General features: G+C 74.5%; 19 protein-coding genes. 7 read left to right on the top strand and 12 right to left on the bottom strand.

Annotated features, from left to right (window positions below; all coding sequences use genetic code 11):
- Nucleotides 1–4: 4 nt before the first annotated feature.
- The 10 genes from ACFWJ4_RS16495 to ACFWJ4_RS16450 all read right to left on the bottom strand — a co-directional run bounded on the left by ACFWJ4_RS16495 (nucleotide 5) and on the right by ACFWJ4_RS16450 (nucleotide 8,246).
- The gene (locus ACFWJ4_RS16495) at nucleotides 5–157 is read right to left on the bottom strand and encodes a hypothetical protein (protein WP_380544325.1); all 153 of its coding nucleotides are present in this window, start codon (nucleotides 155–157) and stop codon (nucleotides 5–7) included.
- A gap of 86 nt (nucleotides 158–243) precedes the next feature.
- Complete coding sequence (locus ACFWJ4_RS16490; protein ID WP_380544322.1) at nucleotides 244–672, bottom strand: hypothetical protein; 429 nt, start codon at nucleotides 670–672, stop codon at nucleotides 244–246.
- A 5-nt stretch (nucleotides 673–677) separates the two neighbouring features.
- Nucleotides 678–2,900: a hypothetical protein gene (locus ACFWJ4_RS16485; RefSeq protein ID WP_380544319.1), complete on the bottom strand. Its 2,223-nt coding sequence runs from the start codon at nucleotides 2,898–2,900 to the stop codon at nucleotides 678–680.
- Nucleotides 2,901–3,034: 134 nt separating this feature from the next.
- The gene (locus ACFWJ4_RS16480; protein WP_380544316.1) at nucleotides 3,035–3,271 is read right to left on the bottom strand and encodes a hypothetical protein; all 237 of its coding nucleotides are present in this window, start codon (nucleotides 3,269–3,271) and stop codon (nucleotides 3,035–3,037) included.
- Complete coding sequence (locus ACFWJ4_RS16475) at nucleotides 3,268–3,804, bottom strand: hypothetical protein (RefSeq protein WP_380544313.1); 537 nt, start codon at nucleotides 3,802–3,804, stop codon at nucleotides 3,268–3,270. The genes ACFWJ4_RS16480 and ACFWJ4_RS16475 overlap by 4 nt, the downstream gene beginning before the upstream one ends.
- Nucleotides 3,805–4,037: 233 nt before the next feature.
- Nucleotides 4,038–6,119, bottom strand: coding sequence for a hypothetical protein (locus ACFWJ4_RS16470; RefSeq protein ID WP_380544310.1), 2,082 nt, complete (start codon nucleotides 6,117–6,119; stop codon nucleotides 4,038–4,040).
- A gap of 48 nt (nucleotides 6,120–6,167) precedes the next feature.
- The gene (locus ACFWJ4_RS16465) at nucleotides 6,168–6,413 is read right to left on the bottom strand and encodes a hypothetical protein (RefSeq protein ID WP_380544307.1); all 246 of its coding nucleotides are present in this window, start codon (nucleotides 6,411–6,413) and stop codon (nucleotides 6,168–6,170) included.
- A 129-nt stretch (nucleotides 6,414–6,542) separates the two neighbouring features.
- Nucleotides 6,543–6,707: a hypothetical protein gene (locus ACFWJ4_RS16460; protein ID WP_380544306.1), complete on the bottom strand. Its 165-nt coding sequence runs from the start codon at nucleotides 6,705–6,707 to the stop codon at nucleotides 6,543–6,545.
- Between the two features lie 233 nt (nucleotides 6,708–6,940).
- Nucleotides 6,941–7,366 (bottom strand): hypothetical protein, encoded by a 426-nt coding sequence (locus ACFWJ4_RS16455; protein ID WP_380544303.1) that lies wholly within the window; start codon nucleotides 7,364–7,366, stop codon nucleotides 6,941–6,943.
- 160 nt (nucleotides 7,367–7,526) lie between these two features.
- Nucleotides 7,527–8,246: a hypothetical protein gene (locus ACFWJ4_RS16450; protein ID WP_380544300.1), complete on the bottom strand. Its 720-nt coding sequence runs from the start codon at nucleotides 8,244–8,246 to the stop codon at nucleotides 7,527–7,529.
- Between the two features lie 401 nt (nucleotides 8,247–8,647).
- Between ACFWJ4_RS16450 and ACFWJ4_RS16445 the strand changes: the two genes are divergently transcribed.
- The 4 genes from ACFWJ4_RS16445 (at nucleotide 8,648) to ACFWJ4_RS16430 (ending at nucleotide 12,375) form a co-directional block, all read left to right on the top strand.
- Nucleotides 8,648–9,418 (top strand): GntR family transcriptional regulator, encoded by a 771-nt coding sequence (locus tag ACFWJ4_RS16445; protein WP_380544298.1) that lies wholly within the window; start codon nucleotides 8,648–8,650, stop codon nucleotides 9,416–9,418.
- A complete protein-coding gene (locus tag ACFWJ4_RS16440) occupies nucleotides 9,415–9,963 on the top strand; it encodes a GNAT family N-acetyltransferase (RefSeq protein WP_380544295.1) in 549 nt (182 codons plus the stop codon). The genes ACFWJ4_RS16445 and ACFWJ4_RS16440 overlap by 4 nt, the downstream gene beginning before the upstream one ends.
- A gap of 114 nt (nucleotides 9,964–10,077) precedes the next feature.
- Complete coding sequence (locus ACFWJ4_RS16435; RefSeq protein ID WP_380544292.1) at nucleotides 10,078–10,848, top strand: GntR family transcriptional regulator; 771 nt, start codon at nucleotides 10,078–10,080, stop codon at nucleotides 10,846–10,848.
- Nucleotides 10,849–11,106: 258 nt separating this feature from the next.
- Entirely contained in the window at nucleotides 11,107–12,375 is a 1,269-nt protein-coding gene (locus tag ACFWJ4_RS16430; protein ID WP_380544289.1) for an alpha/beta hydrolase, read from the top strand.
- A gap of 80 nt (nucleotides 12,376–12,455) precedes the next feature.
- Here the strand turns inward: ACFWJ4_RS16430 and ACFWJ4_RS16425 are convergent, their stop codons facing one another.
- On the bottom strand, nucleotides 12,456–15,743 hold the full coding sequence (locus ACFWJ4_RS16425) for a BTAD domain-containing putative transcriptional regulator (protein WP_380544286.1): 3,288 nt from the start codon (nucleotides 15,741–15,743) through the stop codon (nucleotides 12,456–12,458).
- Between the two features lie 168 nt (nucleotides 15,744–15,911).
- Nucleotides 15,912–16,826 carry a hypothetical protein gene (locus tag ACFWJ4_RS16420; protein WP_380544283.1) on the bottom strand — a complete coding sequence of 305 codons (915 nt, stop codon included), beginning with the start codon at nucleotides 16,824–16,826 and terminating at the stop codon, nucleotides 15,912–15,914.
- 265 nt (nucleotides 16,827–17,091) lie between these two features.
- Here ACFWJ4_RS16420 and ACFWJ4_RS16415 point away from each other — a divergent pair, with 265 nt between their 5' ends.
- The 3 genes from ACFWJ4_RS16415 (at nucleotide 17,092) to ACFWJ4_RS16405 (ending at nucleotide 20,762) form a co-directional block, all read left to right on the top strand.
- Nucleotides 17,092–18,291 carry an FAD-dependent oxidoreductase gene (locus ACFWJ4_RS16415; protein WP_380544280.1) on the top strand — a complete coding sequence of 400 codons (1,200 nt, stop codon included), beginning with the start codon at nucleotides 17,092–17,094 and terminating at the stop codon, nucleotides 18,289–18,291.
- A gap of 210 nt (nucleotides 18,292–18,501) precedes the next feature.
- Nucleotides 18,502–19,950, top strand: a complete 1,449-nt coding sequence (locus ACFWJ4_RS16410; RefSeq protein WP_380544277.1) for a rhodanese-like domain-containing protein — start codon at nucleotides 18,502–18,504, stop codon at nucleotides 19,948–19,950.
- The gene (locus tag ACFWJ4_RS16405; RefSeq protein WP_380544274.1) at nucleotides 19,947–20,762 is read left to right on the top strand and encodes a sulfite exporter TauE/SafE family protein; all 816 of its coding nucleotides are present in this window, start codon (nucleotides 19,947–19,949) and stop codon (nucleotides 20,760–20,762) included. Before ACFWJ4_RS16410 ends, ACFWJ4_RS16405 begins: the two co-directional genes overlap by 4 nt.
- The last annotated feature ends 24 nt before the right edge of the window (nucleotides 20,763–20,786 follow it).

Here is a 20,786-nt window from a genome sequence, read left to right as displayed (position 1 = left end):
CGGGTCAGGAGGCGAGCAGGTGGACGATGGCGGCGATCAGCAGGAGGGCCAGGACGGCGAAGGGGAGCAGGCCGAACAGGCGCCGGCCCTCGTCGGCCGGGTCCTCCTGGCGGGTGGTCAGGAAGCGCAGGTAGCTGTCGCTGTCGTTGTCGGACATGGGGGCGGTCCTTCCAGGTGCGGGTGCGGCGCTGCCCGGCACCGCAGGTGCGCGGTGCCGGGCAGCGGCCGGGTGGTGAGGGTGGGTCAGCGGTTGGCGTAGAACTCGCGGTTGGCCGGTTCGACGGGCATGTTCTGGAACGCCTCGGTGACGGCGCCGTAGTCGGCCTGGTGCGCCTCGGAGGCCTCGTCGAACAGGCTCGACATCTCCTCGCACTCGTTCGCCATGGTGGTGGCGTTGGCGAGCGCGCCGCGCATGATGTTCGCGGCCTCGTGGTGCTCGGCGACGGTGTCGGCGTCGACGTTCATGCCGGCGGCCATCTCGGCGAGCTGGTCGACGCTCGCCGCACAATCGCCGACGTACTCGAATGTGGACTTGGCCAGGGCGGCCATGTGGCGCAGGGCCAGGCCCGCCTTGGCGAGGCGGGCGATCAGGATGCCGTAGCGGACGCCGTCGGCGATGACCTCGACGGCGGCGCCGACGGCCTGGCGGGTGGCGGGCAGCAGGTCGGACACGCGCTCTACTCCTTGTGGTAGTGGGTCTCGGCCGGTGCGGCGTAGCCGTGGTCGCGGGTGACGTCGGCGGGCCGCTGGTGCTTGGCGGCCGCGTTGGTCGCGGCGGCCTTGATGGCCTCGGACGCGGCCGGAAGGGCGGCGGCCAGGGCCTCGGCCTCGCTCTTGACCCGGCCGGCCTTCTCCAGCAGCCGGTTGCAGTAGCCGAGCAGGCGGCCGGGGATCTTCAACTGCATCACCTGGGCCTTGAGGTTCTCCAGGTGGTGCTCCAGGTCCTCGCACGCCGACGCGGCTTCCTTCGCCTCGTCGACGCGGTCGAGGATTTCCTCGGCGGCGGCCTCGTCGGCCTCCACCAGGTCGTAGATGTTCAGTTCGGAGTCGGCCGACGGCGCGTACACCTCGACGGATGCGGTCATGTGGTTCCTCACGGAGGTGGTCGTGCCGCCCCCGCCGGTCACCGGTGCGGACCTGGTGGCGGCGGCCCCGGTGGAGGCGGGGAGGGCGGCGGGCGGGTCGGGCGGCGGGGGCTGCTTGGGGATGCGCTCCAGGGTGATCGTGGTCTCGTGGACCATCCCGGGCGGCGGGGTCGGCCGGCCCCGGTGGGCCGAGGGCCCCGTCCCGGTCCGTGTGCCCGACGACGTCGAGCCCGTCGTGGAGCCGGTGGCGGAGGTGCGGGCGTTGGTGCGCTCCCAGCGGGCCCGCGTCCCGGCCTTCGCGGACGCGGTTCCCGTCGAGGACGGGCCGCCTGTGGTCGGACCGGAGGCCGGGCCCTTGGTCCCGCGCTTCGGCCGCTTGGCCCAGGCGGCCCTGGCCTTCGCCGCGGCCCGCTTCGCGTACACCCCCGGGCCTTTGCCCGATCCGGTGGCCTTGGTCTTCTTCGCCTTCGCGGTGGCGGCCTTGGTCGTCGAGGTGCCGGACGCCTTGCCCTTGGTGGGCGGCTTCACCCCGGCCTTGGTGGTGCTGGCCGTCGTCATCTTCGGCGTGCCGGAGCCGGTGGCCGCCGCGGGCTTCTTCTTCCCCTTCTTCTTGGGCTTGCGCTTCTTCGGCGCCCGCCAGACCGGGGTGTGTTTCTTGCGGCGCTTGTCGAGGCGCCGCTCGGCCTCTTCGCTGATCGCTTCGCCCAGCGTGGTGCGCCGCCCCGGCTCCGAGCCCGACCCGCTGCCGGTGCCGCGCTTCTTGCTGCCGCTGGTGGACCCGCCACCGGCCGAGCCGCCCGAGCTCCCGCCCTTCTTCGTGCTGGCGGATCCGCCCGACCCGGTGCTGGACGAGCCGCCGGAGCTCTTCTTCGACCCGGCGGTGGAGCCGCCCGCCGCCGAGCCGCCGGAGCCGGCGCCCTTCTTGGAGCTGGACGACCCGCCCGAGCCGGTGCTGTCCTTCCCGTTGACGCCGGACTTGCCGTCGGTGTTCTTGCCGTCCTTGTCCTTCTTGCGCTTCGACCGGTCCGGCGTGGCGCCGGACTCGTCGCGCTGGCGGTCCGCCAGGCCGCGGCCCCGGCCGGGCGAGCGGCCGGCCCGCGTCGACAGGCTGGCGTCCGGCCTCGGCCGGTCCGGGCCGCCTCCCGTCTTGCCGCCCGGGCCGCGCTGCTGCGTACCGGGGCGGTCGCCGCCCTTGCCGGAACCGGTCTGGCTGGAGCGGAACGTGGCGGGTACTTGGGAGGAGCCGCGGCCGGCCTGGCCGCCGCTGCCGCCGGAACGGCCACCACCGCCGGGACCTCCGGCGGCGCCTTGGCGCTGGCGGGCCTGCTGGCCCCACTCCGGGCCGGACTGGACCCGGCCGCCGCCCGCCGTGGTGGAGGACTTGGCGTCCTTCGCCTTCTCCGCCACCGCCTCCTTCACCTGGCCGGCTCGGGCCTTGATCCAGGACGCGACGCCGGCCGTGCCGCGGGCCGCCGCGAGGGCGATGGCGGCGAAGGTGACCATCGACAGTGCGACCGTGTCGCGGACCGGGGCCGGGCCGCCTCCCCCGCCCGGGGCGGGGGAGGCGGAGGGGGTGGCGACGGCCGTCTCCCCGCCGCCGGCGGTGCTCTCCGGCAGGGTCGCCGGAAGGACGGCCGGGGCCGCCGCACGGCGGTGGCGGACCTGGGGGAAGGAGGGCGGCGCGGCCGGGGCGGCGGGTGCCGCGAGCGCCGGGGGAAGTGCCGGCGCGGGGGTGTTCGGGGTCGGCCCGATGGGCGGGCGCAGACCGATCCGGGGGTGCAGGGTGACCACGTTTCCGTCGTCGGAGTCGCTCAACTCGCCCTCCTCTCGATGTTGACAGTCCGTCACTGGTCTGGGAGCCTCGCGCGCGCGCGTCGCGCGCGCGCCTTGGGGCTCGGTGATGAGCTCGCGGAGCCGGTGATGATGATGATTTCGGGCCCTTGGCCCGGTCACCCTCCGTGCTGGTTGCACCAGGCGTCGAGGTACTGGGCGAGCGCGTACCACTTGGTCGGATCGCCGTTCTTCTCCGCGAATTTCGCGATCGCGCGGGCCCGGTCGAGCACCACCGCGGCGAGCTCCTGGTCGGTCGCCGCGGCGTCCTGGCGGTCCTTGTAGAACCGGTGCAGGTTCGCCAGGCGGCGCTCCACCGCCTGGCGCGCCGCCTTGTCGAGCGCCGTGCCGCTCACTGGCCGGTGCCCGTCTTGAACATGTCGAAGACCGGCGGGTAGGCGGGCTGCGCGGGCACGCCCGCCGCCGGCTGCCCGGCCTGGTCGCCGGCCTGCCCGGTGGCGTGGGCCGCCATCTGGCGGACCAAGTCGTTGACGTTGCCCGCGGTGCGGGCCACCTGCGCGCCCTGGCCGGACTTCTCCAGCGCCTTGGCCTCGGCCTTCGCCTCGCGGCGCTTGGGCAGCTCGACGTAGATGTCCTGGTGGGTGGCGCGCAGCTTGGCGGCCAGGGTGATGATGGCCTGCGCGTGGCCCTCCATCTGGTGGAGCAGCCGGGCGGTCTTCCAGGCGTGGTAGCTGGCCTGGAGGCCGTTGTCGCCGGCGGGCGGGTTGTGCTTGAGGTCGCCCTGGAGGTCGTTGGCCAGGGCGCGGAAGTCGTCGCGGTGGTCGCGGAAGATGGCCCGGATCTGGTCGGTGTACATGGCCATGCCGCCGGGGGCGAGCAGCTGGTCGGACTTCCATCCGAAGTCGTTGGTGTCGTCGTCGTAGGCCACGGTGGCCGTCCTTTCACGCGCTGGGGGGAAGGTTGGTCGACCCGGGCTCCGGCCGGATGCACGGGTCATAGGGTGGTGCTCGGTGCCGTCGGCACCTTCGGCGGTCACCAGGGCGATGTCTGCGCCCTGGTGGCCACCGGAGAACCGACGATTTCCGTTGCTCTCTGTGACTTACGTGGTGGGGCCGGGCCGCCGCCGGGCTTCCTGTCGGAGCGTCAGCGGGTGGCCCGGTCTCAGCCGGTCTTGCGGTAGCGGCCCCGTGCGGTCTCAAGGCGCCGGGCCGCCGTCGCGCGGCTCTTGCCGGTGACCTCCTCGGCGTCGTCCAGTGAGACCTGGTCGGCGCCGCCCCGGCGGTGCATGAGACTGAGCAGCGCGGTGATCTCGCCCTCGATCTCGGCGTCCTGAGCGGAAGGGCGCCTCTTGGTCTCACCGCCGCGCTTGGCGAGCGCCGTACCCGGTCCGGTCTCACCGTCGGTCTCACGCTCTGACCTGCCGGTCTCACGCTCGCCGCCGCCGGTCTCAACCAGTCGCATCGGGCGGCCGGTCTCACGACCGCCGGTCTCAACCGGGCCGGGCTCGATCTCACGCAGGTCTCGCACCCCGTCCGGGAAGGTGCCCGGCTCGGGCGCCAGGGCCGCGAGGTCGTCGCTGAGACTGTCGTAGACCGAGTCGCCGGTCTCACCGTCGTCCGGCTCGGTCTCGGTCTCACCGGGCCCGGTCCCGCCATCGCCGTGGGCGCTCTCGTCCTCGGCGGTGATGTGGTGCAGGCGCCACATCACCCACGGCGCGATCGCCGCGACCGTCACGATGAGCCACCACAGCGGCTTGCCCTTGTCCGGGCCGGAGGTGTGCACGCCGACCAGGCCGGCCGCCGCGAGGTGGTAGACCGCGTTCGCCGCGACCATCAGGACGATCGCGCCGAGCACGTCCTTGTGCCGGCGGAACGACTGGACGACGTACACGTCGATGGCCAGCGGCAGCGCCCAGGCGACCTCCTGCGGCCAGCCCGACATCTTGGCGAGCGCGAACTCACCGGACGCGGTGAGGACGATCGTCGCGGCGAGGGCGACCCGCGGCCCCCACTTGTCGACGAACCCCTGGCGGACCCTCGTCTTGGCGACCAGGGCCTCCGCCTCCTCGGCCTCCTCGCGGATCGCCGCGAGGCGGGCCTGCGCGTCGGCCTGCTGGCGGGCGCCGGCGCCGAGCACCTCGCGCACCCGGTCCTCGGCGTCGCCGACCAGCTGCCGGGCCTTGTCCTCGGCGTCGGACAGGTGCCCGGCGGCCTCCTCCTCCGCCGTGCGGATGAGTCCCGACGCCGTCGCCTCCGCCCTCGACTTCACCTCGGCCACCGCCTCCTCGGCCTGGCCCTGCGCGGCGGCCAGCACCTCGGCCGCCTCCCGCTCGCGCTGCTCCGCCGTCGACTCGGCGCCCGCGAGCAACTCGCCCGCCTGCTCCCGCGCCTGGTCCAGCATCTGCGCCGCCTCCTCCTCCGCGGCGTCCACCGCCGCCCGGGCCTGACCGCGCAGCTGCTCCGCGTCCTTCTCGGCCTCCTCGCGCGCCCGGGCCGCCGACTCCCGGCGGGCCTCGGCGTCCTGCTCGGCCAAGGTGACCAGGTCCGCCGCCTGCCTCTTGGCCTCGGCGACCAGGTGCTCGGCGTGCGCGGCGACCTGCTCGGCCTCCGCGCGGGCCTGCTCCTTGGCCTGCTCGGCGTCGGCCAGGATCTGCTGCGCCCGCTCCCGGGCCGCGCCGACGATCCGCTCGCCCTCGGCCTCGGCCTCGCGCTGGAGCTTCTCGGCGGCCTGGCGGCGCCGGGCGACGGTCTGCTCGGCAGCGGCGAGGTCGCCGTCCGCGATCGTCCGGGCCCGGGCCACCGTGTCCTCGGCCGCCGCGATCTGCTGCTCGGTCAGCGCCGCCAGGCGGGCGACGTGCTGCTCGGCGGCGGTGCGCTGCTTGAGGGCGTCGGCGAGCTCGTCGCGGGCAACGGCCAGCCGCTCCTCCAGCTCGGCGGTCGTCGCCTTCACCTGCTCCTGGGCCTGCGCCAGGACGGTGCCGGCCTCGGCCCGCACCTCCTGGGCGTGCTGCTCGGCGTCGGCCAGCTTCTGGCGGGCCTCGGCGAGCAGCTGGTCGGCGTCGGCCTGCGCGGTGGTGCGCAGCTGGTCGGCCTCGGTGCGGGCGGCCTCCAGCAGCGCGTCGGCGCCGGCCTGGTCGGCGGCCTCGTCGCGGGGCGTCGGCACGGCCGTGGCCGTGGTGGTCTTCGTCGTGGCGGGCTTGGTCGGCGCCGGGCGGCGGGCGGGAGTACGGGTGCGGGCAGCCACAGCGGGCTCCTCCTCTATATAGGGGTGCGCGGGGAAGGCGCGGCTGGGTCAGGGGCGGCGCAGCCAGGCGACGCGGTCGGCGGTGCCGTCCGCGTCCAGGACCAGCCGGACGTAGCGGGCGACCTCCTCACCGCGGGCGCAGCAGCCGCTCCAGGTGAAGGCGGCGGCGAAGGTGCCGGTGCGGAAGGCCTCGGCGGCCTCCTGGTCGCCCGCCTCGATCTGGGCCTTGATGTCGCGGGTGAACTCCCGGTGGTCCAGGAACTCGGTGACGGCGTCGCGCAGGCGCTCGAGCATCAGGGCTTCTCCTCTCCGGTCCCGCCGGAGCCGGCGGGCGGTGCGTCGGGCACCGTCGAACACCGCCGCGCCCCTGCTCCCTGTGCTGCTTGGGGGCGGGGCGCGGCGGCGAACGACAACCAACCGACGTCAGGTGGTGGTGGTGGGGGCCGGTTCGGGTGTCGGCTGCTTCGGCGGGCGGGCCGGGCCGGCCTCGTCCGGGCGGCGGTGGAGCGTACGGGCGGTGGACCGCTTCGCCATGCTCAGCAGCAGGTCCGCGTCGAACGTGGAGCTCGGGGTTCGCTGGCTGCTCACCGGCCACCGCCGGCGGAGGGCGCGGGCGGGGCCGGCGGCGCGGGCGGGGCCGAGGGGGTGGTGCCGGTGCCGTTGGCGTACGCGCGGCAGACGGCGAGGTGGGTGATCGTCACTGGCTTCCTCCGGGGGTCACGGCCTTGAGGGCTTCGGCGGCGGCGCGGGCGGCTGCCTTGGCGGCAGCAGCGGCGGCCTTCGCGGCGAGCAGCTTGAGCAGGGCTTCGGAAGCCACGGCGCTACCCGGCGATGGGGAGCGCGCGGAGGGCGGCGACGGCGGCGGAGACGGTGGCCGGGAGCACCCGGGCGGTCGGGATCGCGGTGGCCGGCGCGGTGTCGGCGAGGTCGTCCAGGTCGATGACGACCTCGCGGATCGCGCGGGAGGCGGCGGCCGCGCGGGCGCGGACCCGGCGGACCTTGTCGCGCAGCATGAGCAGCAGCCCGGCGAAGCCGCGGGCGCCGCTCGGGTAGAGGCCGGCGGCGACGTCGTCCCAGACGGCCTCGGCCAGGTCCTCGTCGAGGTCGGTCGCGGCCGGGCTGATCTCGGCGAGCTGCTCGGCGGCGGCCACGAGCAGCGCGGTGGAGTACCGGCCGTACAGCTCGTCGAAGTCGGCGGTGCCGACGGTCTCCGGGGTGTCGACGGAGAGTGCCATCATGGTGTCCACGGTCGTTGTCCTCTCGTCTACTGCTGGTGGGTGGTGCGACCGACTCGGCCCCGGGGGTACCGCCCCGGGGCCTTTGCTGTTCTGGCTGCACGAGCAGCCAAGGCCGCCGCCCACCCGGATCGGGTCGGCGGCGGCCTTGGTGGTTCGTGCTGGCGGAGAGTCAAGCGGCAGCGCGGGTCCGGGAGCGCTTCGGGCGCTCCTTGAGCGGCTCGACGGGCGTGCCCTCGGGCATGGTCAGCGGGAAGATCGGGCTGCGCGCGCCCTTGAGCGGCTCGGACCGCCGGGTGTTGGCGTCTTCGACGGACCGGTCAACCCGGCGCCACTCGGCCGCCCGGCGCTTCGGCTGCTGCTGAGCCTGACGGCGCTCGGTGCGGCGCTGCTCCTGCTCGGTGCGGGCCTGGGCTGCGCGGCGCTGCGGCTCCTGTCGCAGCAGCCGGAGGTAGGTGGCGGCCAGGCGCCCGCCGTCGGTGCAGTGCTTGCGGCCGGTGCAGGTCGAGCAGCCGTTGCGGTGCGCCTCGTACGTCTGGCGGGCGGTGTCCGCGGTGGCCGGGGCCGGGTTGAGCTGGGTGATCGCCGGGGGCTTGGGGGTCGGCACCTTGCGGAGCACCTTGGTCGGTCGGCGGGAGGCGATCTCCGCGACGCCCTCCGCGATCTGCGCCGCCCACTGCTCGGGGGTGACGTCCTGTTCGACGCGCTGGGCGCTGGCCGGGCAGTACGTCGTCTCGTCGTCGAGGAAGTGGGGCTGAATCTTGCTGCGGTTGATGCGGCGCCAGACCTTGCAGTCGGGGCAGATCAAGGAGAAGGGGATGCCGGGGTTCATCTCGATCTGGTGGGGGCGGAAGTCGCTGAGCCGAAGGGCCGGCCGAGAGTTGCTGCGCATCACGGTCTCCCGAGGAGTCGGAGGGGCTGGACTGCGGCTGTGTTCTCCACACCTCACGAGCGACACGTCGTCCGCGAGGCCTGGGCAGCACAGCTGCTTAGGGGAGGTACCTGCGCAAGCCCCCGGGTCTGGTCTTCACCATCAGCCGGCGCAGTCGAGCTATGAGGATGTTTTGCACTTCAACAGTCAGACCTAGGTCTGACCGCCTTGCGTTACCGATGACAGCAGGCTTGGAGCCGATTGTCAACAGACCTAGATCTGATTGCATTGGTTCGGGTCGTGCATCTTGCGCAACTTGTATGAACCAGTTGTAGAGTGATCGTGCCCCAGCAGAACGTCACGAGTCAAGGAGGTGGAACCACATGTATGAACCAGTTGCGCGAGTAGGTCATGATGGGCGTATGAAAGCTCTCTACAAGCAGGTCGCGGACAGCCTGCGCGCCGAGATCGACGGCGGCGGGTTCGCCGACGGGAAGCTGCCCTCGGAGCGCGATCTGTGCGAGCGCTTCGGCGCCGCGCGGAACACCGTGCGCGCAGGACTGAACGTCCTCGTGACTGAGGGTCTGATCGCCCCCAGCCAGGGACGTGGCTACGAGGTCCGCCGGCACGACGTCTTCGTCCTGGACGCCAGCCGGTTCGAGAACCTCACCCTCGACGAGGAGCAAGACGGCGACGCCTACTCCGACGAGGTCAGGCGCAACGGGCGCCGGCCTCACCAGGAGTTCCGCCTCGAAATGCAGCCCGCGTCGCCCGAGATCGCCGGCCGCCTGGCCGTCGAGCCCGAGTCGTCGACGGTCCTGCGCCATCAGCTGCGGTTCGTCGATGACGTGCCCTGGAGCACCCAGGCCACGCACTACCCGGCCTGGGTGGTGAGCACGGCCCCTCGGATCGCGGAGCCGCGGGACATCGCCGAGGGCACGACGCGCTACCTGAACGGGCTCGGCCTGGAACAGGTGCGCTTCCACGACACCCACGCGGCGCGGATGCCGACGCCGACCGAGGCGCGCGAGTTGCAGATCGGGCCCGGCGTGCCGGTGATGATCTGGACCCGCACCGGCTACACCGCCGACGACCGGCCGGTGCGCAGCACAGTGACGACCTTCCGGGCCGACCTCAACGTCGTCAGCTACGACATCGACACCCGCCACACACCACCCAAGGGCGCCCAGTGATCATCGAAACCGCCACTGCGGACGACGTGCCGCTGCTCCTGGAGTTCCGTCACCAGACGGCACGCTGGCTCCGCAGCCGAGGCATCGACCAGTGGAGCAACCCGTTCCCCACCGAGCTGCTGCGCGCCAGCGCGGAGGCTGGCACGGTCTTCATCGTGCGCGACAACGGAGTCCCGGCCGCGACGGTCACCCTGGATGACAACCCGGAGCCGGACCTCTGGAGCCCGGAGGAGCTCTCCGAGCCGTGCAAGCACCTGCACAAGTTGACCGTTGCCCGCGACTACGCGGGCCAGGGTCTCGGGGGCCGACTGCTCAACTGGGCGGGGGACCGGACTGCACGTGTCGGCGGCCTGTGGGTTCGGGTGAACGTCTGGACCACTAACGAGGGTTTGCAGGCGTTCTGGCTCTCGCAGGGGTACGAGCACGTGCGGACAGTGGCGGGCGGCGGCGTTGGCGGACAGGGCGTCTCGGGCTGGCTGGCCCAGCGCCGAGCCCTGCCGACTGACCACGGATTCGACGACCGGACCGAGCGTTCCCGGACTTGAGCCGCGGTTTCAAACCGCACGGCACGGGATACATGACCCCGACGAGCGCATCAGACCTAGGTCTGACTATAGTGGGCTCCACACTCAGTACGAGCGAGACAAGGACGGCTGGAAATGCCCGAGCGGAAGACACCCAAGTGGCGGCAGCTCGCCGACGACTTGCGCGCCAAGATCAAGTCCGGCGAGTTCGCCAAGGGGTCCGCTCTCCCGCAGATCCGTGAGCTGGCCGAGGAAACCGGCTGGCACTACGAGACCGTCAGGTCTGCCGTCCGCGCTCTCGAATCCGAGGGCCTCGTCGTGGCGAAGAAGGGCAAGGGCACTTTCGTGAGCAGCATCCTCGACAAGATCTACCGGGACTCCACCAGCCGGTATCGCAAGTCCTCCCGCGAGGAGAACGGCGCCCGCGGTGCCTTCGGCGCCGAGATCCAGCGCCTCGGCATGACCCCCCGCAGCGTCCCGACCATCTCCCGCGGGCCGGCCCCGGCCGACGTTGCGGAGATTCTGGGCGTCGCGGCCACCGAGGCCGTCCTCATCCGGGCGCGCGTGATGTACGCCGACGACACCGTGGTGCAGCTGGCGACCTCCTACTTCCCGGGCGACATCGCCTTCGGCACCGTCCTGGAACAGGAGGACACCGGCACCGGCGGGTCGATCTCGCGGCTCGCCGAACAGGGCCACGCCCAGGTCGAGATCACCGAGGACGTCGAAGTCCGCCAGCCCACCGACGAGGAGGCCGAGGCGCTCGACATTCCGTCGGACCGGACGGTCTTCGAGATCACGCACATCGCCCGCACCGCCGAGGGCCGGGCCGTCGAGGTGGTTCGGCACGTCGCTCCGACCACCCTCTGGAAGCTCAGCTACACCTGGGCTGTCGACGCCAGCTGACGCGCACCGTGTGGTGGGGGGGGGGCCGCGCGGCCCGCGCCGCCCCCCCCCCCCCCTCCCCCGGCGGCGCACCCCGCCCGGGGGCCGGGCCTCGACTGGGCGAGCTGCGGGGACGGCTTCGAGTGCGCGAGCGCCCGCGTCCCGCTCGACCACCACGACCCGCACGGGGCGGGCCTGGACCTCTCCGTCATTCGTCACCCGGCGAGCGACCGGGCCCACCGGATCGGCTCGCTGTTCTACAACCCCGGCGGCCCGGCCGTGCCCGGCACCGCGGCCCTGCCCGCGATGCTCGACCTCTTCCCCGAGGAGGTCCGCGCGCGCTTCGACATCGTCAGCTTCGACCCGCGGGGCACCGGCGGCAGTTCCGGCGTCCAGTGCTTCGAGAACCCGGCGGACGAGCAGGCCCTGCTGGCCGGCACCGCGGCCGGCTACCCCGAGGACGCCGTCCAGCAGCGGGCGTGGACCGATGCCTACCGGAGCCTCGGGCGGCAGTGCGGGGCCCGCGGCGCCGCCCTGCTGTCCCACGTCTCCACCGCGAACGTCGCCCGGGACATGGACCTGCTGCGCCGCGCGGTCGGCGACCGGCAGCTCAGCTACCTGGGCACCTCGTACGGCAGCTACCTGGGTGCCACCTACGCCAACCTGTTCCCCGGCCGGGTCCGCGCCATGGTCCTGGACAGCGCCATGGACCCGGTGGCCTGGTCCACCGGCCGGAACGGGCAGGCCGCGGCCGAAGGCACCCTCCTGCGCAACGGCAACGACCTGGCAGCCGGCCGGATCCTCGACGCCTTCCTCGACCGGTGCGGTCGGGTCGGCCCGAAGGCGTGCGCCTTCTCCACCGGGACGGCCACCGCCACGCGTGCCCGGTTCGCCGAGCTGCTCCAGCGGCTGCGGACCCGGCCGGTCGCCGTCTCCGGCACGACCTTCACCGCCGGTTCGGCCCTGGAGACGACGGTCCTCTCGCTCTACGCGGCGAACCCCGTCCCCGGCCTGCCCGGCACGGGCTGGTCCCGGCTCGGCGGCACGCTCCAGGCCCTGTGGACCGCCACCGAGGCACCCGCCGCGCCGCTGCCGCCCGTCTCCCACGCGTCCCCCGACCAGGCGCTCGCGGTGATGTGCTCGGACAGCGCCAACCCGCCGGCCGGTGCCGACTACCCGGCCCAGGCGGCACTCGCCCGCTCCCGTTCCGGCGAGGTCGGCCCGTACTTCGCGTGGGCCGCGGAGCGCTGCGCCGACTGGCCCGTCCGGGACCGCGACCGCTACGACGGCCCGTGGAACCACCGGACCGCCCGGCCGATCCTGGTCGTCGCCGCCACCGGGGACCCGGGAATGCCGTACGAGGGGTCCCGCGCCATGGCCCGGTCGCTGGCCCGCGCCGAACTGCTGACCGTCGACGGTTACGGCCACACGGTCCTGGCCAACCCCAGCGGCTGCGCGGCCCGGTACGAGACGCGCTACCTGATCGACGGCGTGCTCCCGGCGCGCGGGACGGTCTGCGCACCCGACCGGCAGCCCTTCGCGGGCTGAGCCGACCGGTCCGCCCAGCCCCGGCAGCGGGGCCGTGCGGACCTGTCCGCCGCCCCTTGTCGACCGGCTCGGCGGAACCGTCAGCCTGCCTCCCGGGCCAGCGACTCCGGTCGCGACAGTGCCCGGCCGCGCTCCCAGGCGCTGCGGAAGCCGTCCTCACCGAGCGCCTCGGCGCAGCCGTCCAGGACGGCGCGCAGCTCCGGGTCGCCCGCGTCATGGGCTCCGCGCAGCGCGTACGCCGCGCCCAGTGCGGCCGCGCCCCGGGTCGGCTCGCCCTGGGCCAGGCAGTACTCGGCGAAGCCCTCCAGCACGTCGGCCCGGACCGGCCGGTCACCACTGTCCGCGGCCAGCTCCAGCGCCCGGCGGTGCAGCAGGGCGGCCTGCTCGGGCATGCGGAGGCGAAGCCGGATGCGGCCCAGGCTGGTGTGCAGCAGGGCGAGCAGGTGCCGCCGGGTGGGAGCCGCGGCGTCGGCCGGGGAGAGGCGCTCCAGCCTCCGTACCGTCTCCTGCTGGTCGCGCAGCGCCGCCGTCAAGTCGCCGGTCCTTCTGGCGAGTTCACCGAGCGCGTAGCGGGACGCGGCCTGGAGGTGCGGGTCCCGCGCCCGTACGGCGGCGGCCAGCGCGCGTTCCAGGTCCGCCCGGGCCGCGTCCGGCTCGCCGTTCCGGGTCCGCAGCCGGCCGGACAGCAGCAGCGGCAGCGGGGCATCGCCGGCGCCGCCCATCCGGGCGTCGCAGTCGCGGGCCTGGAGGAGCGCGGTCAGCGCCTCGTCGGCCGCGCCGGTGACGGACAGCAGCGCGGCCAGCGTGACCAGGGCCATCGCCAGGCCCCAGCGGTCACCGAGCGCCCGGAAGCCGTCCACCGCGGCCCGCAGACCGTGTTCGGCCTCCGCGATCCGGCCGGCGCCCAGCTCGATGCGGCCGAGCGCCAGATGGGCGCCGGCCCGGACCCAGGCGTCGGGATGCCCGAGGAACCGCTCCGCCGCCGCGCTCGTGGCCCCGGGCGGCCCGCCCAGGGCCAGCAGGAGCGCCGCCCCGAGCGCGACCGGGTGGTCGGCCTCCAGCGCCGTGACCAACGCCTGTCCCATCGCCTCGGCCGGGGCCGCAGTCCCGTCCGGATCCCGCAGTGGCGCGGTGAGCCCGGAGAGGATCACGCACAGCGCGTGCGCCTGCTCCAGGCCGGGCGGCGGGGTGTGGCCGTGAGCCGCGAGGACGGCCGTCGTCCACTCACCGGCCTCGTGTCCCTGACCGCGCATCAGCCACGGCCAGACCCGGGCGGCCGCCAACCGCAGCGCGTGCTCCGGCGGGCCGACGGCGACCGCCCGGCGCAGCGCCGCGTCCAGGTTGAGGTGCTCGGCGTCCAGCCGGGCCAGCCGGTTCAGCTGGTCGTCCGTGCGCAACCGGGGTTCGGCGGTCTCGGCGAGGGCGAGGTAGCGGCCCAGGTGCTCGGCGCCGGTCCGGTCCGCCTCCCCGGCCGCGACGAGCTGTTCGGCGGCGTACTCGCGAACGGTCTCCAGCAGCCGGAACCGCAGCGGACCGCCGCCCCGGCCTGTGGTCACCACCAGGGATTTCTCGACCAGGGAGGCCAGCAGGTCCTCCACGGCCACCACGTCCGGTGCCGGACCGCCCGGCCAACGGCCGGAGCAGACCCGGTGGGCGTCGGACAGGAGCGCCCCGCCGGCGAACACCGACAGCCGCCGCAGCAGGACGCGTTCGTCCTCGTCGAGCAGGTCCCAGCTCCAGCCGATGACGGCGCGCAGCGTGCGATGCCGGCCGGGGGCGGTGCGGGGGCCCCGGTCCAGCAGCCGGAGCCGGTCGTGCAGCCGCGCCGCGAGGTGCCCGGGGCCGAGGGAACGCAGTCGTGCCGCCGCCAGCTCCAGGGCGAGCGGGAGGCCGTCCAGTTCCCGGCAGATCCGGACGACGGGTTCGACGGTGTTCCGGTCGAGGGTGAAGTCCGGGGCCGCCGCGGCGGCCCGTTCGGCGAACAGGGCGACGGCGGGATGGGCGAGCGCCTCCTCCGCGGTGGTGGCCGGCGGGGGTACGGCGAGCGGGGGTACCGGCCAGAGGGTCTCGCCGGTCAGCCCGAGCGGTTCCCGGCTGGTGGCCAGCACGGTGAGGCCCGGCACGGCGGTCAGCAGTCGGTGGGCCAGCCGGGCCGCGGCCTCGACCACGTGTTCGCAGTTGTCCAGGACGAGCAGGGTCTCGCGGCCCTCCAACGCGCGGACGATGTGGTCGACCGGATCGCCGGCAGGGGTGCCGACGGGCAGTCCGTCCGTCGGTACTCCGGAGTCCTGCGGCGGACGGACCGCCGTCAGGACGGCCCGGGCCACCGCGTCGGGGGCGCTGACGCCGGGGGTGCTGACCTCGGGGGCGCTGACCTCGGCCAGTTCCGCCAGCCGTACGTCGATTCCGACGGGTGCGGCGGCCGCGGCCGCGACCGCCAGCCGGGTCTTGCCGACGCCGCCCGGCCCGGTGAGCGTCACCAGGCGCGACCGGCCGAGCCGCTCCCGGATCGCCGTCACCGCGTCGTCGCGGCCGACCAGGCCGGTCAGCCAGGTGGGCAGCGCGGCGCGTCCGGCCGGGCTGCCCACGGGCGCCGGGGCAGGTCCCGACCTCGGCGGCTCGGCGCCGGACAGCACCCGCAGGTGGACGTCCCGCAGTTCGGCGGACGGGTCGGCGCCCAGTTCCCCGGCCAGCGCCCGCCGGGTGCGTTCGAACACCTCCAGCGCCGCGGCCTGCTGCCCGTTCGTCTCCAGCGCGCGCATCAGACGGGCGGCGGCCCGCTCGCGCAGCGGGTGGGCCGCGCAGAGTTCGGTGAGCTCCGCGACCAGTCCTGGTACCCGGTCGGCCGCGCCGAGCGCGAGGACCGCGTCCGCGTGGTCCTCGGCCGCCGACAGCCGCAGTTCGGCCAGCCGGGCCGCCGGTGCGGCGGCGAATCCGGCGCCCTCGGCGTCCGTGAACGGCGCCCCGCGCCACAGCTTCACCGCCTCGCCCAGCACGGTGGCCGCCTCGGCGAACCCGCCCGCCGCCAGCGCCGCCCGCCCGGCCGTCACGCGCTGCTCGAAGTCCCAGGCGTCCACGCTCGCCCGGGGCAGGTCGAGCAGGTACCCGGCGGGATGCGAGCCGATCACCGTCCGGTCCGTCCCCAGCGCCCGGCGGAGCCGGGAGACCAGGGACTGCACGGCGCCGGCGGGCTCGTCCGGTGGCGTGTCCCCCCAGAGGTCGTCGACCAGCCGCTCGCGGGTGACCACCCGCCCGGGGTCGAGGGCCAGCCGGACCAGCAGCAGCCGCAGCCGCGCCCCGCCGACCTCGACGGTGCGCCCGTCCTCTCCCCGTACGACCTGGAGAGGCCCCAGAACCTTGATCCGCATGCCGCCCGTCCTCGCTCGGCCCCGCCCGACAAACAAGATCATTATCCTGGGGTCCGGGGGCAGCTCGGGTCCTGGGGCAGGTCGGGCCCGGGGGCAGCTCGGGCCGGGGGCGGGTTCGGGCGGGGGCCGACCGGGGACCGTCGGGTGAGCCGTGCGGGCGCTGCCCGGCTACGGGCGGAAGCCGGGCTGGCCGAGGACGTAGCTGCGCAGGTCGATGTCCTCGGGCAGGGCGGGCGCGGTGCCGGGGAGGGCGACGGCGCCGACCGCGACGATGAACGTCCTGGTCACGGCGTCGCTCCCCTTCTTGGTCCGCGGGGCCTGGAAGAGCAGGTAGCGGGCCAGCAGGTAGTCCTCGGTGGTGAGGCGGGGGTGGGCCAGGAGGTCCAGGGCGGCGGCGTGCAGGACGGCGCCGTCCCGGGGCGCGGGGGTGGCGGTGTAGATCGGCGTGCCGCCGCTCTCGATCCAGGAGGTGTCCAGGCCGCGGGCCGCGTACCGGGCGACGAGTTCGGCGTCGGTGCGGCGGGCGGCGTCGCCCCGCAGGAGGCGGTTGCCGGCGATCCGCCGTCCGTCCGGCAGGAGCACCCGGTTCTGGAGGATGTCGCCCGTGACGCCCTCGGCGGCGAAGCGCCGCTCGGCGAGACGGCCGTAGCGGAGCATGGCCTCCCAGGCCGGGGTCGCGCGGCCGCCGGTGTAGGTGCGGGTGGTCCGGTCCCATCGAGCACCCTCGCGCAGACGGCCGACCTCGCCGAGGCGGTCGTAGTTGGTGTCGCCCTCCCGGATCGGGGTGCGGAAGCGCTCCGGGTTGAAGGCGGTGCCGGCGATGCCGGGAGGCGGGCCCATCGTGACGGCGAGGCGGTAGCGCCAGTCGACCAGCCGCGCGTGGACGGTGGCCAGCGCGGCGACCCGGGCGGGCCGGTCCGCGGCGGTCTCCCACATCCGGGCCAGCAGGCCGGCCGCTTCGGTGGCGGCGGCCGCCTGCCCGGTGGCGAAGGCGCGGGCCGTGGTCTGTCCGGCGGGGTCGGCGAAGCGCAGGGCGAGCGGGCTGGTGGGGAAGTCGCCGGGGGTGATCCGTGCGGTGGGCACGACTCTCTCCTGGACGCTCCGCTTGTCACCCGGCAACGACGACCTCCAAGTCGGGCCTGACCATGGCCCGTTCATCGTGTCATCACGCCCTGCCGGGTGTCGGGGAATCCGCGCAAGTCCCGTTCGGCACGTCGGCCGGACGCCGCCCGTGGCGGTCGATCAGGGCGGCGCCGTGCCCCGGAGGCAAATGTACGGACAATGGCTTGCGATCCGTGGCGGGTCCGACCTAGCTTAATGTCCGTACATTTCGCCAGGGAGGGTCCACTTGATAACCAGGCATCACCGGATCGTGATCATCGGCGGCGGGACCGCGGGAATCTCGGTCGCGGCCCGGCTGCGCCGCGCCGGCCAGCGGGACGTCGCGGTGCTCGATCCGAGCGGTCATCACTACTACCAGCCGCTGTGGACGCTGGTCGGCGGAGGCCGGGCGCCGCTGGCGGAGAGCATCCGGCCCCAGGCGTCCGTCATGCCGAAGGGCGTGCAGTGGATACGCCGCGCCGCGGTCGCCGTCGACCCCGAGGCCCGGGAGGTGGCGCTGGACGACGGCGGCACGGTCTCCTACGACCACCTCGTGGTCTGCCCCGGCATCCAGCTGGACTGGGACCGGATACCGGGTCTGGAAGCCGGGCTCGGCCAGGACGGACTGTCCAGCAACTACCTGCCGCAGCACGCCCCCGCGACCTGGCGCTTCATCCGCGGGACCCGCTCCGGCAGCGCGGTGTTCAGCATGCCCGCGGGAGCCATCAAGTGCGGCGGCGCCCCGCAGAAGATCGCCTACCTGGCCGCCGACCACTGGCGCAGGGAGGGCGTGCTCGGCAGGATCGACGTCCACCTGGTGATCCCCGGCGCCGCCATCTTCGGCGTCCCGGAGTTCGCCCGCGTCCTCGAAGGCGTGGTCCGCCGGTACGGCATCAAGGTCCACTACGGGAGCGAGGTCACCGAGGTGCGCCCGGAGGCCCGCGAGGTGGTCGTCACCGATCTGGGGACCGGGGGCAGGACGACCCTGCCGTACGACGTCGCCCACCTGGTGCCGCCGCAGAGCGCCCCGGACTGGATCAAGCACGGCCCGCTCGCCGGCGCGGACGACCCGGCCGGCTACGTCGAGATCGACAAGTACACCATGCGGCACGTCCGTTACCCCAACGTGTGGGCGCTCGGTGACGCCGGATCCTCCCCGAACTCCAAGACCGGCGCAGCGGTGCGCAAGCAGGCCCCGGTGCTCGTCGAGAACCTCCTCGCCACCCTCGACGGCCGCGAGCCCGAGGCCGCGTACGACGGCTACGCCTCCTGCCCGCTGACCACCGCCCGCAACAAGATGCTGCTCGCCGAGTTCGACTACAGCGGGCGGCCCGCCCCGTCGATCCCGGTGATCAACACCGTCCGCGAGCGCACCGACATGTGGTACCTCAAGCGGCGCGGGCTGCCGTTCCTCTACTGGAACCTCATGCTCCGCGGGCTTGCCTGACCCTCGCGGTCACGCACCCCCGGGCGCCCGCGCGCCCCGGATCTCCCGTACGGCCCACCACTCGGGCCTCCCGCCGGCGCGGCCCTTCGCGCGCCCCACGGCGTGCTGCCGGGCGACATCCCGCACCCGCACCCGCTCACACCCGCCCGTACCCACGCCCCGCCCTCAAGGCCGCGGGGCGCAACCACCCTCCACCCTCAGGAGCCCCGGATGACGACGCCCGCCGGACCACTGGTCTTCGTGCAGTTCTACCTCGACTGCCTCTCCCACGCCTCGTACCTCGTCGGTGACCGCACCACCGGCCGGGCCGTCGTGGTCGACCCCCAGCGCGACGTCCGCGAGTACCTCACCACCGCCGAACAGCACGGACTGACCATCGAGCGGGTCATCGAGACCCACATCCACGCGGACTTCCTCTCCGGTCACCTGGAACTCGCCGAGCGCACCGGCGCGCGCATCTCCTACGGCTCCGCCGCCGCGTTGGACTTCGACACCGACCCCCTGGGCGACGGCGAGCGGATCGGCCTCGGCGAGGTCGACCTGGAGATCCTGCACACCCCGGGCCACACCCCGGAGTCGATCTGCGTCGTCGTGCGCGAACACGCCGGTGACGCCGTCCCGTTCGGTGTGCTCACCGGCGACACGCTGTTCATCGGCGACGTCGGCCGCCCCGACCTGCTCAGCTCGCGCGGCCGGTCCGCCGAGGAGATGGCCCGCCTGCTGTACCGCTCCACCCGGGCCCTGCTGACCCTCCCCGACGACACGCGCGTCTACCCGGCGCACGGCGCCGGCTCGGCCTGCGGCAAGAACCTCTCCACCGAGCTGAGCTGCACGATCGGCAACCAGCGCCGTGGCAACTACGCCCTGGCCGACATGACCGAGGACGAGTTCGTCGCCGTGGTGACCGCCGGCCAGCCCGCCGCGCCCGCCTACTTCGCGTTCACCTCGGTGCGCAACCGCCAGGCCCGTCCGGTCCTGGACGAGGACACCCCCGTCCCGCCGCTCACCCCGGAGGCGTTCCTCCAGGCCCGGGCAGGCGGCGCCACCGTGCTGGACACCAGGGATCCGGAGGCGTTCGCCGCCGCCCACCTGCACGGCGCGGTCAACATCCCCCTCGGCGGCCGGTTCGCCGAACTCGCCGGCCAGGTGCTCGACGCCCAGGACCCCGTCGTCCTGTGCGGCGACCCGGACACGGCGACCGAGGCCCGGACCCGCCTCGCCCGGATCGGCTTCGACCGCGTCCTGGGCGCCCTGGGCACCGCCGTCGAGGCGATCGACGCCGCGCACCTGACCTCGGTCGTGCGCGTGGACGCCGACGACCTCGCCCGCTCCCTCGCCCGCTCCACCGACGGTCAACTCGTCGAGGGCGAAGCCGACTTCATGCTGCTGGACGTACGCGGCCCGGGCGAGACACAGGACAACGGCACCCTCCCCGGCGCCCGGCTCCTCCCGCTGCCCGAACTGCTCGCCCGCCTGGGCGACCTGCCGACCGATCAGCCGCTGACCGTCATCTGCGCGGGCGGCAACCGCTCCTCGGTGGCCGCGTCCGTGCTGCGCGCCCGCGGCTTCGAGGCCGTCGACCTGCGCGGCGGCTTCGCCGCCTGGAACGGCGAGGTCGTGCGTCCCGCCGGCCAGGCCGCGGACGGCGTCACGGCGTGAGCGTCCTGATCACCGCTCTGCTCTGTGGAGCCGTGGTCGGCGTGGCCCTCGGCGCGCTGGGCGGCGGCGGGGGAGTGCTCGCGGTCCCGGCCCTGGTGTACCTGCTGGGCCTGTCGCCCTCCGACGCCGGGACCACCAGCCTGGTCATCGTCACCGCCACCTCCGTCACCGCGCTGACCCGCCACGCGGGCAGCGGCACCGTCCAGTGGCGCACCGGCGCACTGTTCGCCGCGGCCGGCGTGCTCCCCGCCATCGGGGCGTCCGTGCTCGCCCACCGCATCCCGCAGCCGGCGCTGACCTCCGCGTTCGCCGTCCTGGCCGCGCTGGCCGCCGCGGTGATGCTGCGCGGCGCCCGAAGCGGCGCCCGAAGCGCGCGGCGCGTGCCGGCCGGGGCGGCCGGGGACGGCGGCGGCGCCGCTCCGTCCGCGAAACCGGCCGGCCGGGACGGGCACCTGGGCACGGTCGCGGCCGGCGCGGGCCTCGGGGCGGTGACCGGCCTGCTGGGAGTCGGCGGCGGCTTCCTCGCGGTGCCCGCGCTGGTGTCGGTGCTCCGGCTGCCGATGCGCAAGGCCGTCGGTACCAGCCTGGTGGTCATCGTCGTCAACTCGGTGGTCTCCCTCGGCACCCGCCTGACGGTCACGGACATCTCCGTCGACCCGGCGGTCTTCGGACCGTTCGTGGGCGCCGCCGTCCTCGGCGCCTGGGACGGCAAGCGACTGGCGGCCAAGCTCTCCGGCGCGGCACTGCAGCGGGCCTTCGCCGTCGTCCTGCTCGCGGTGGCGGCGTTCATGCTGATCGGCTCCTTCGCCTGACGGCCTCCGCGTGAGCGCGGCGAC

The sequence above is a fragment of the Kitasatospora sp. NPDC127067 genome, from assembly GCF_042724755.1.
Lineage (GTDB): Bacteria > Actinomycetota > Actinomycetes > Streptomycetales > Streptomycetaceae > Kitasatospora > Kitasatospora lactacystinica.
Note: the sequence above shows the minus strand (reverse complement) of the source record. Positions and strands in the feature narration are given on the sequence as shown.

Excerpts from the sequence above, each read along its gene's own strand:
- ACFWJ4_RS16450 (WP_380544300.1), bottom strand. The coding sequence starts at position 8,246 with ATGCGCAGCAACTCTCGGCCGGCCCTTCGGCTCAGCGACTTCCGCCCC.
- ACFWJ4_RS16435 (WP_380544292.1), top strand. The coding sequence starts at position 10,078 with ATGCCCGAGCGGAAGACACCCAAGTGGCGGCAGCTCGCCGACGACTTG.
- ACFWJ4_RS16465 (WP_380544307.1), bottom strand. The coding sequence starts at position 6,413 with ATGCTCGAGCGCCTGCGCGACGCCGTCACCGAGTTCCTGGACCACCGG.
- ACFWJ4_RS16445 (WP_380544298.1), top strand. The coding sequence starts at position 8,648 with ATGAAAGCTCTCTACAAGCAGGTCGCGGACAGCCTGCGCGCCGAGATC.
- ACFWJ4_RS16495 (WP_380544325.1), bottom strand. The coding sequence starts at position 157 with ATGTCCGACAACGACAGCGACAGCTACCTGCGCTTCCTGACCACCCGC.
- ACFWJ4_RS16410 (WP_380544277.1), top strand. The coding sequence starts at position 18,502 with ATGACGACGCCCGCCGGACCACTGGTCTTCGTGCAGTTCTACCTCGAC.
- ACFWJ4_RS16425 (WP_380544286.1), bottom strand. The coding sequence starts at position 15,743 with ATGCGGATCAAGGTTCTGGGGCCTCTCCAGGTCGTACGGGGAGAGGAC.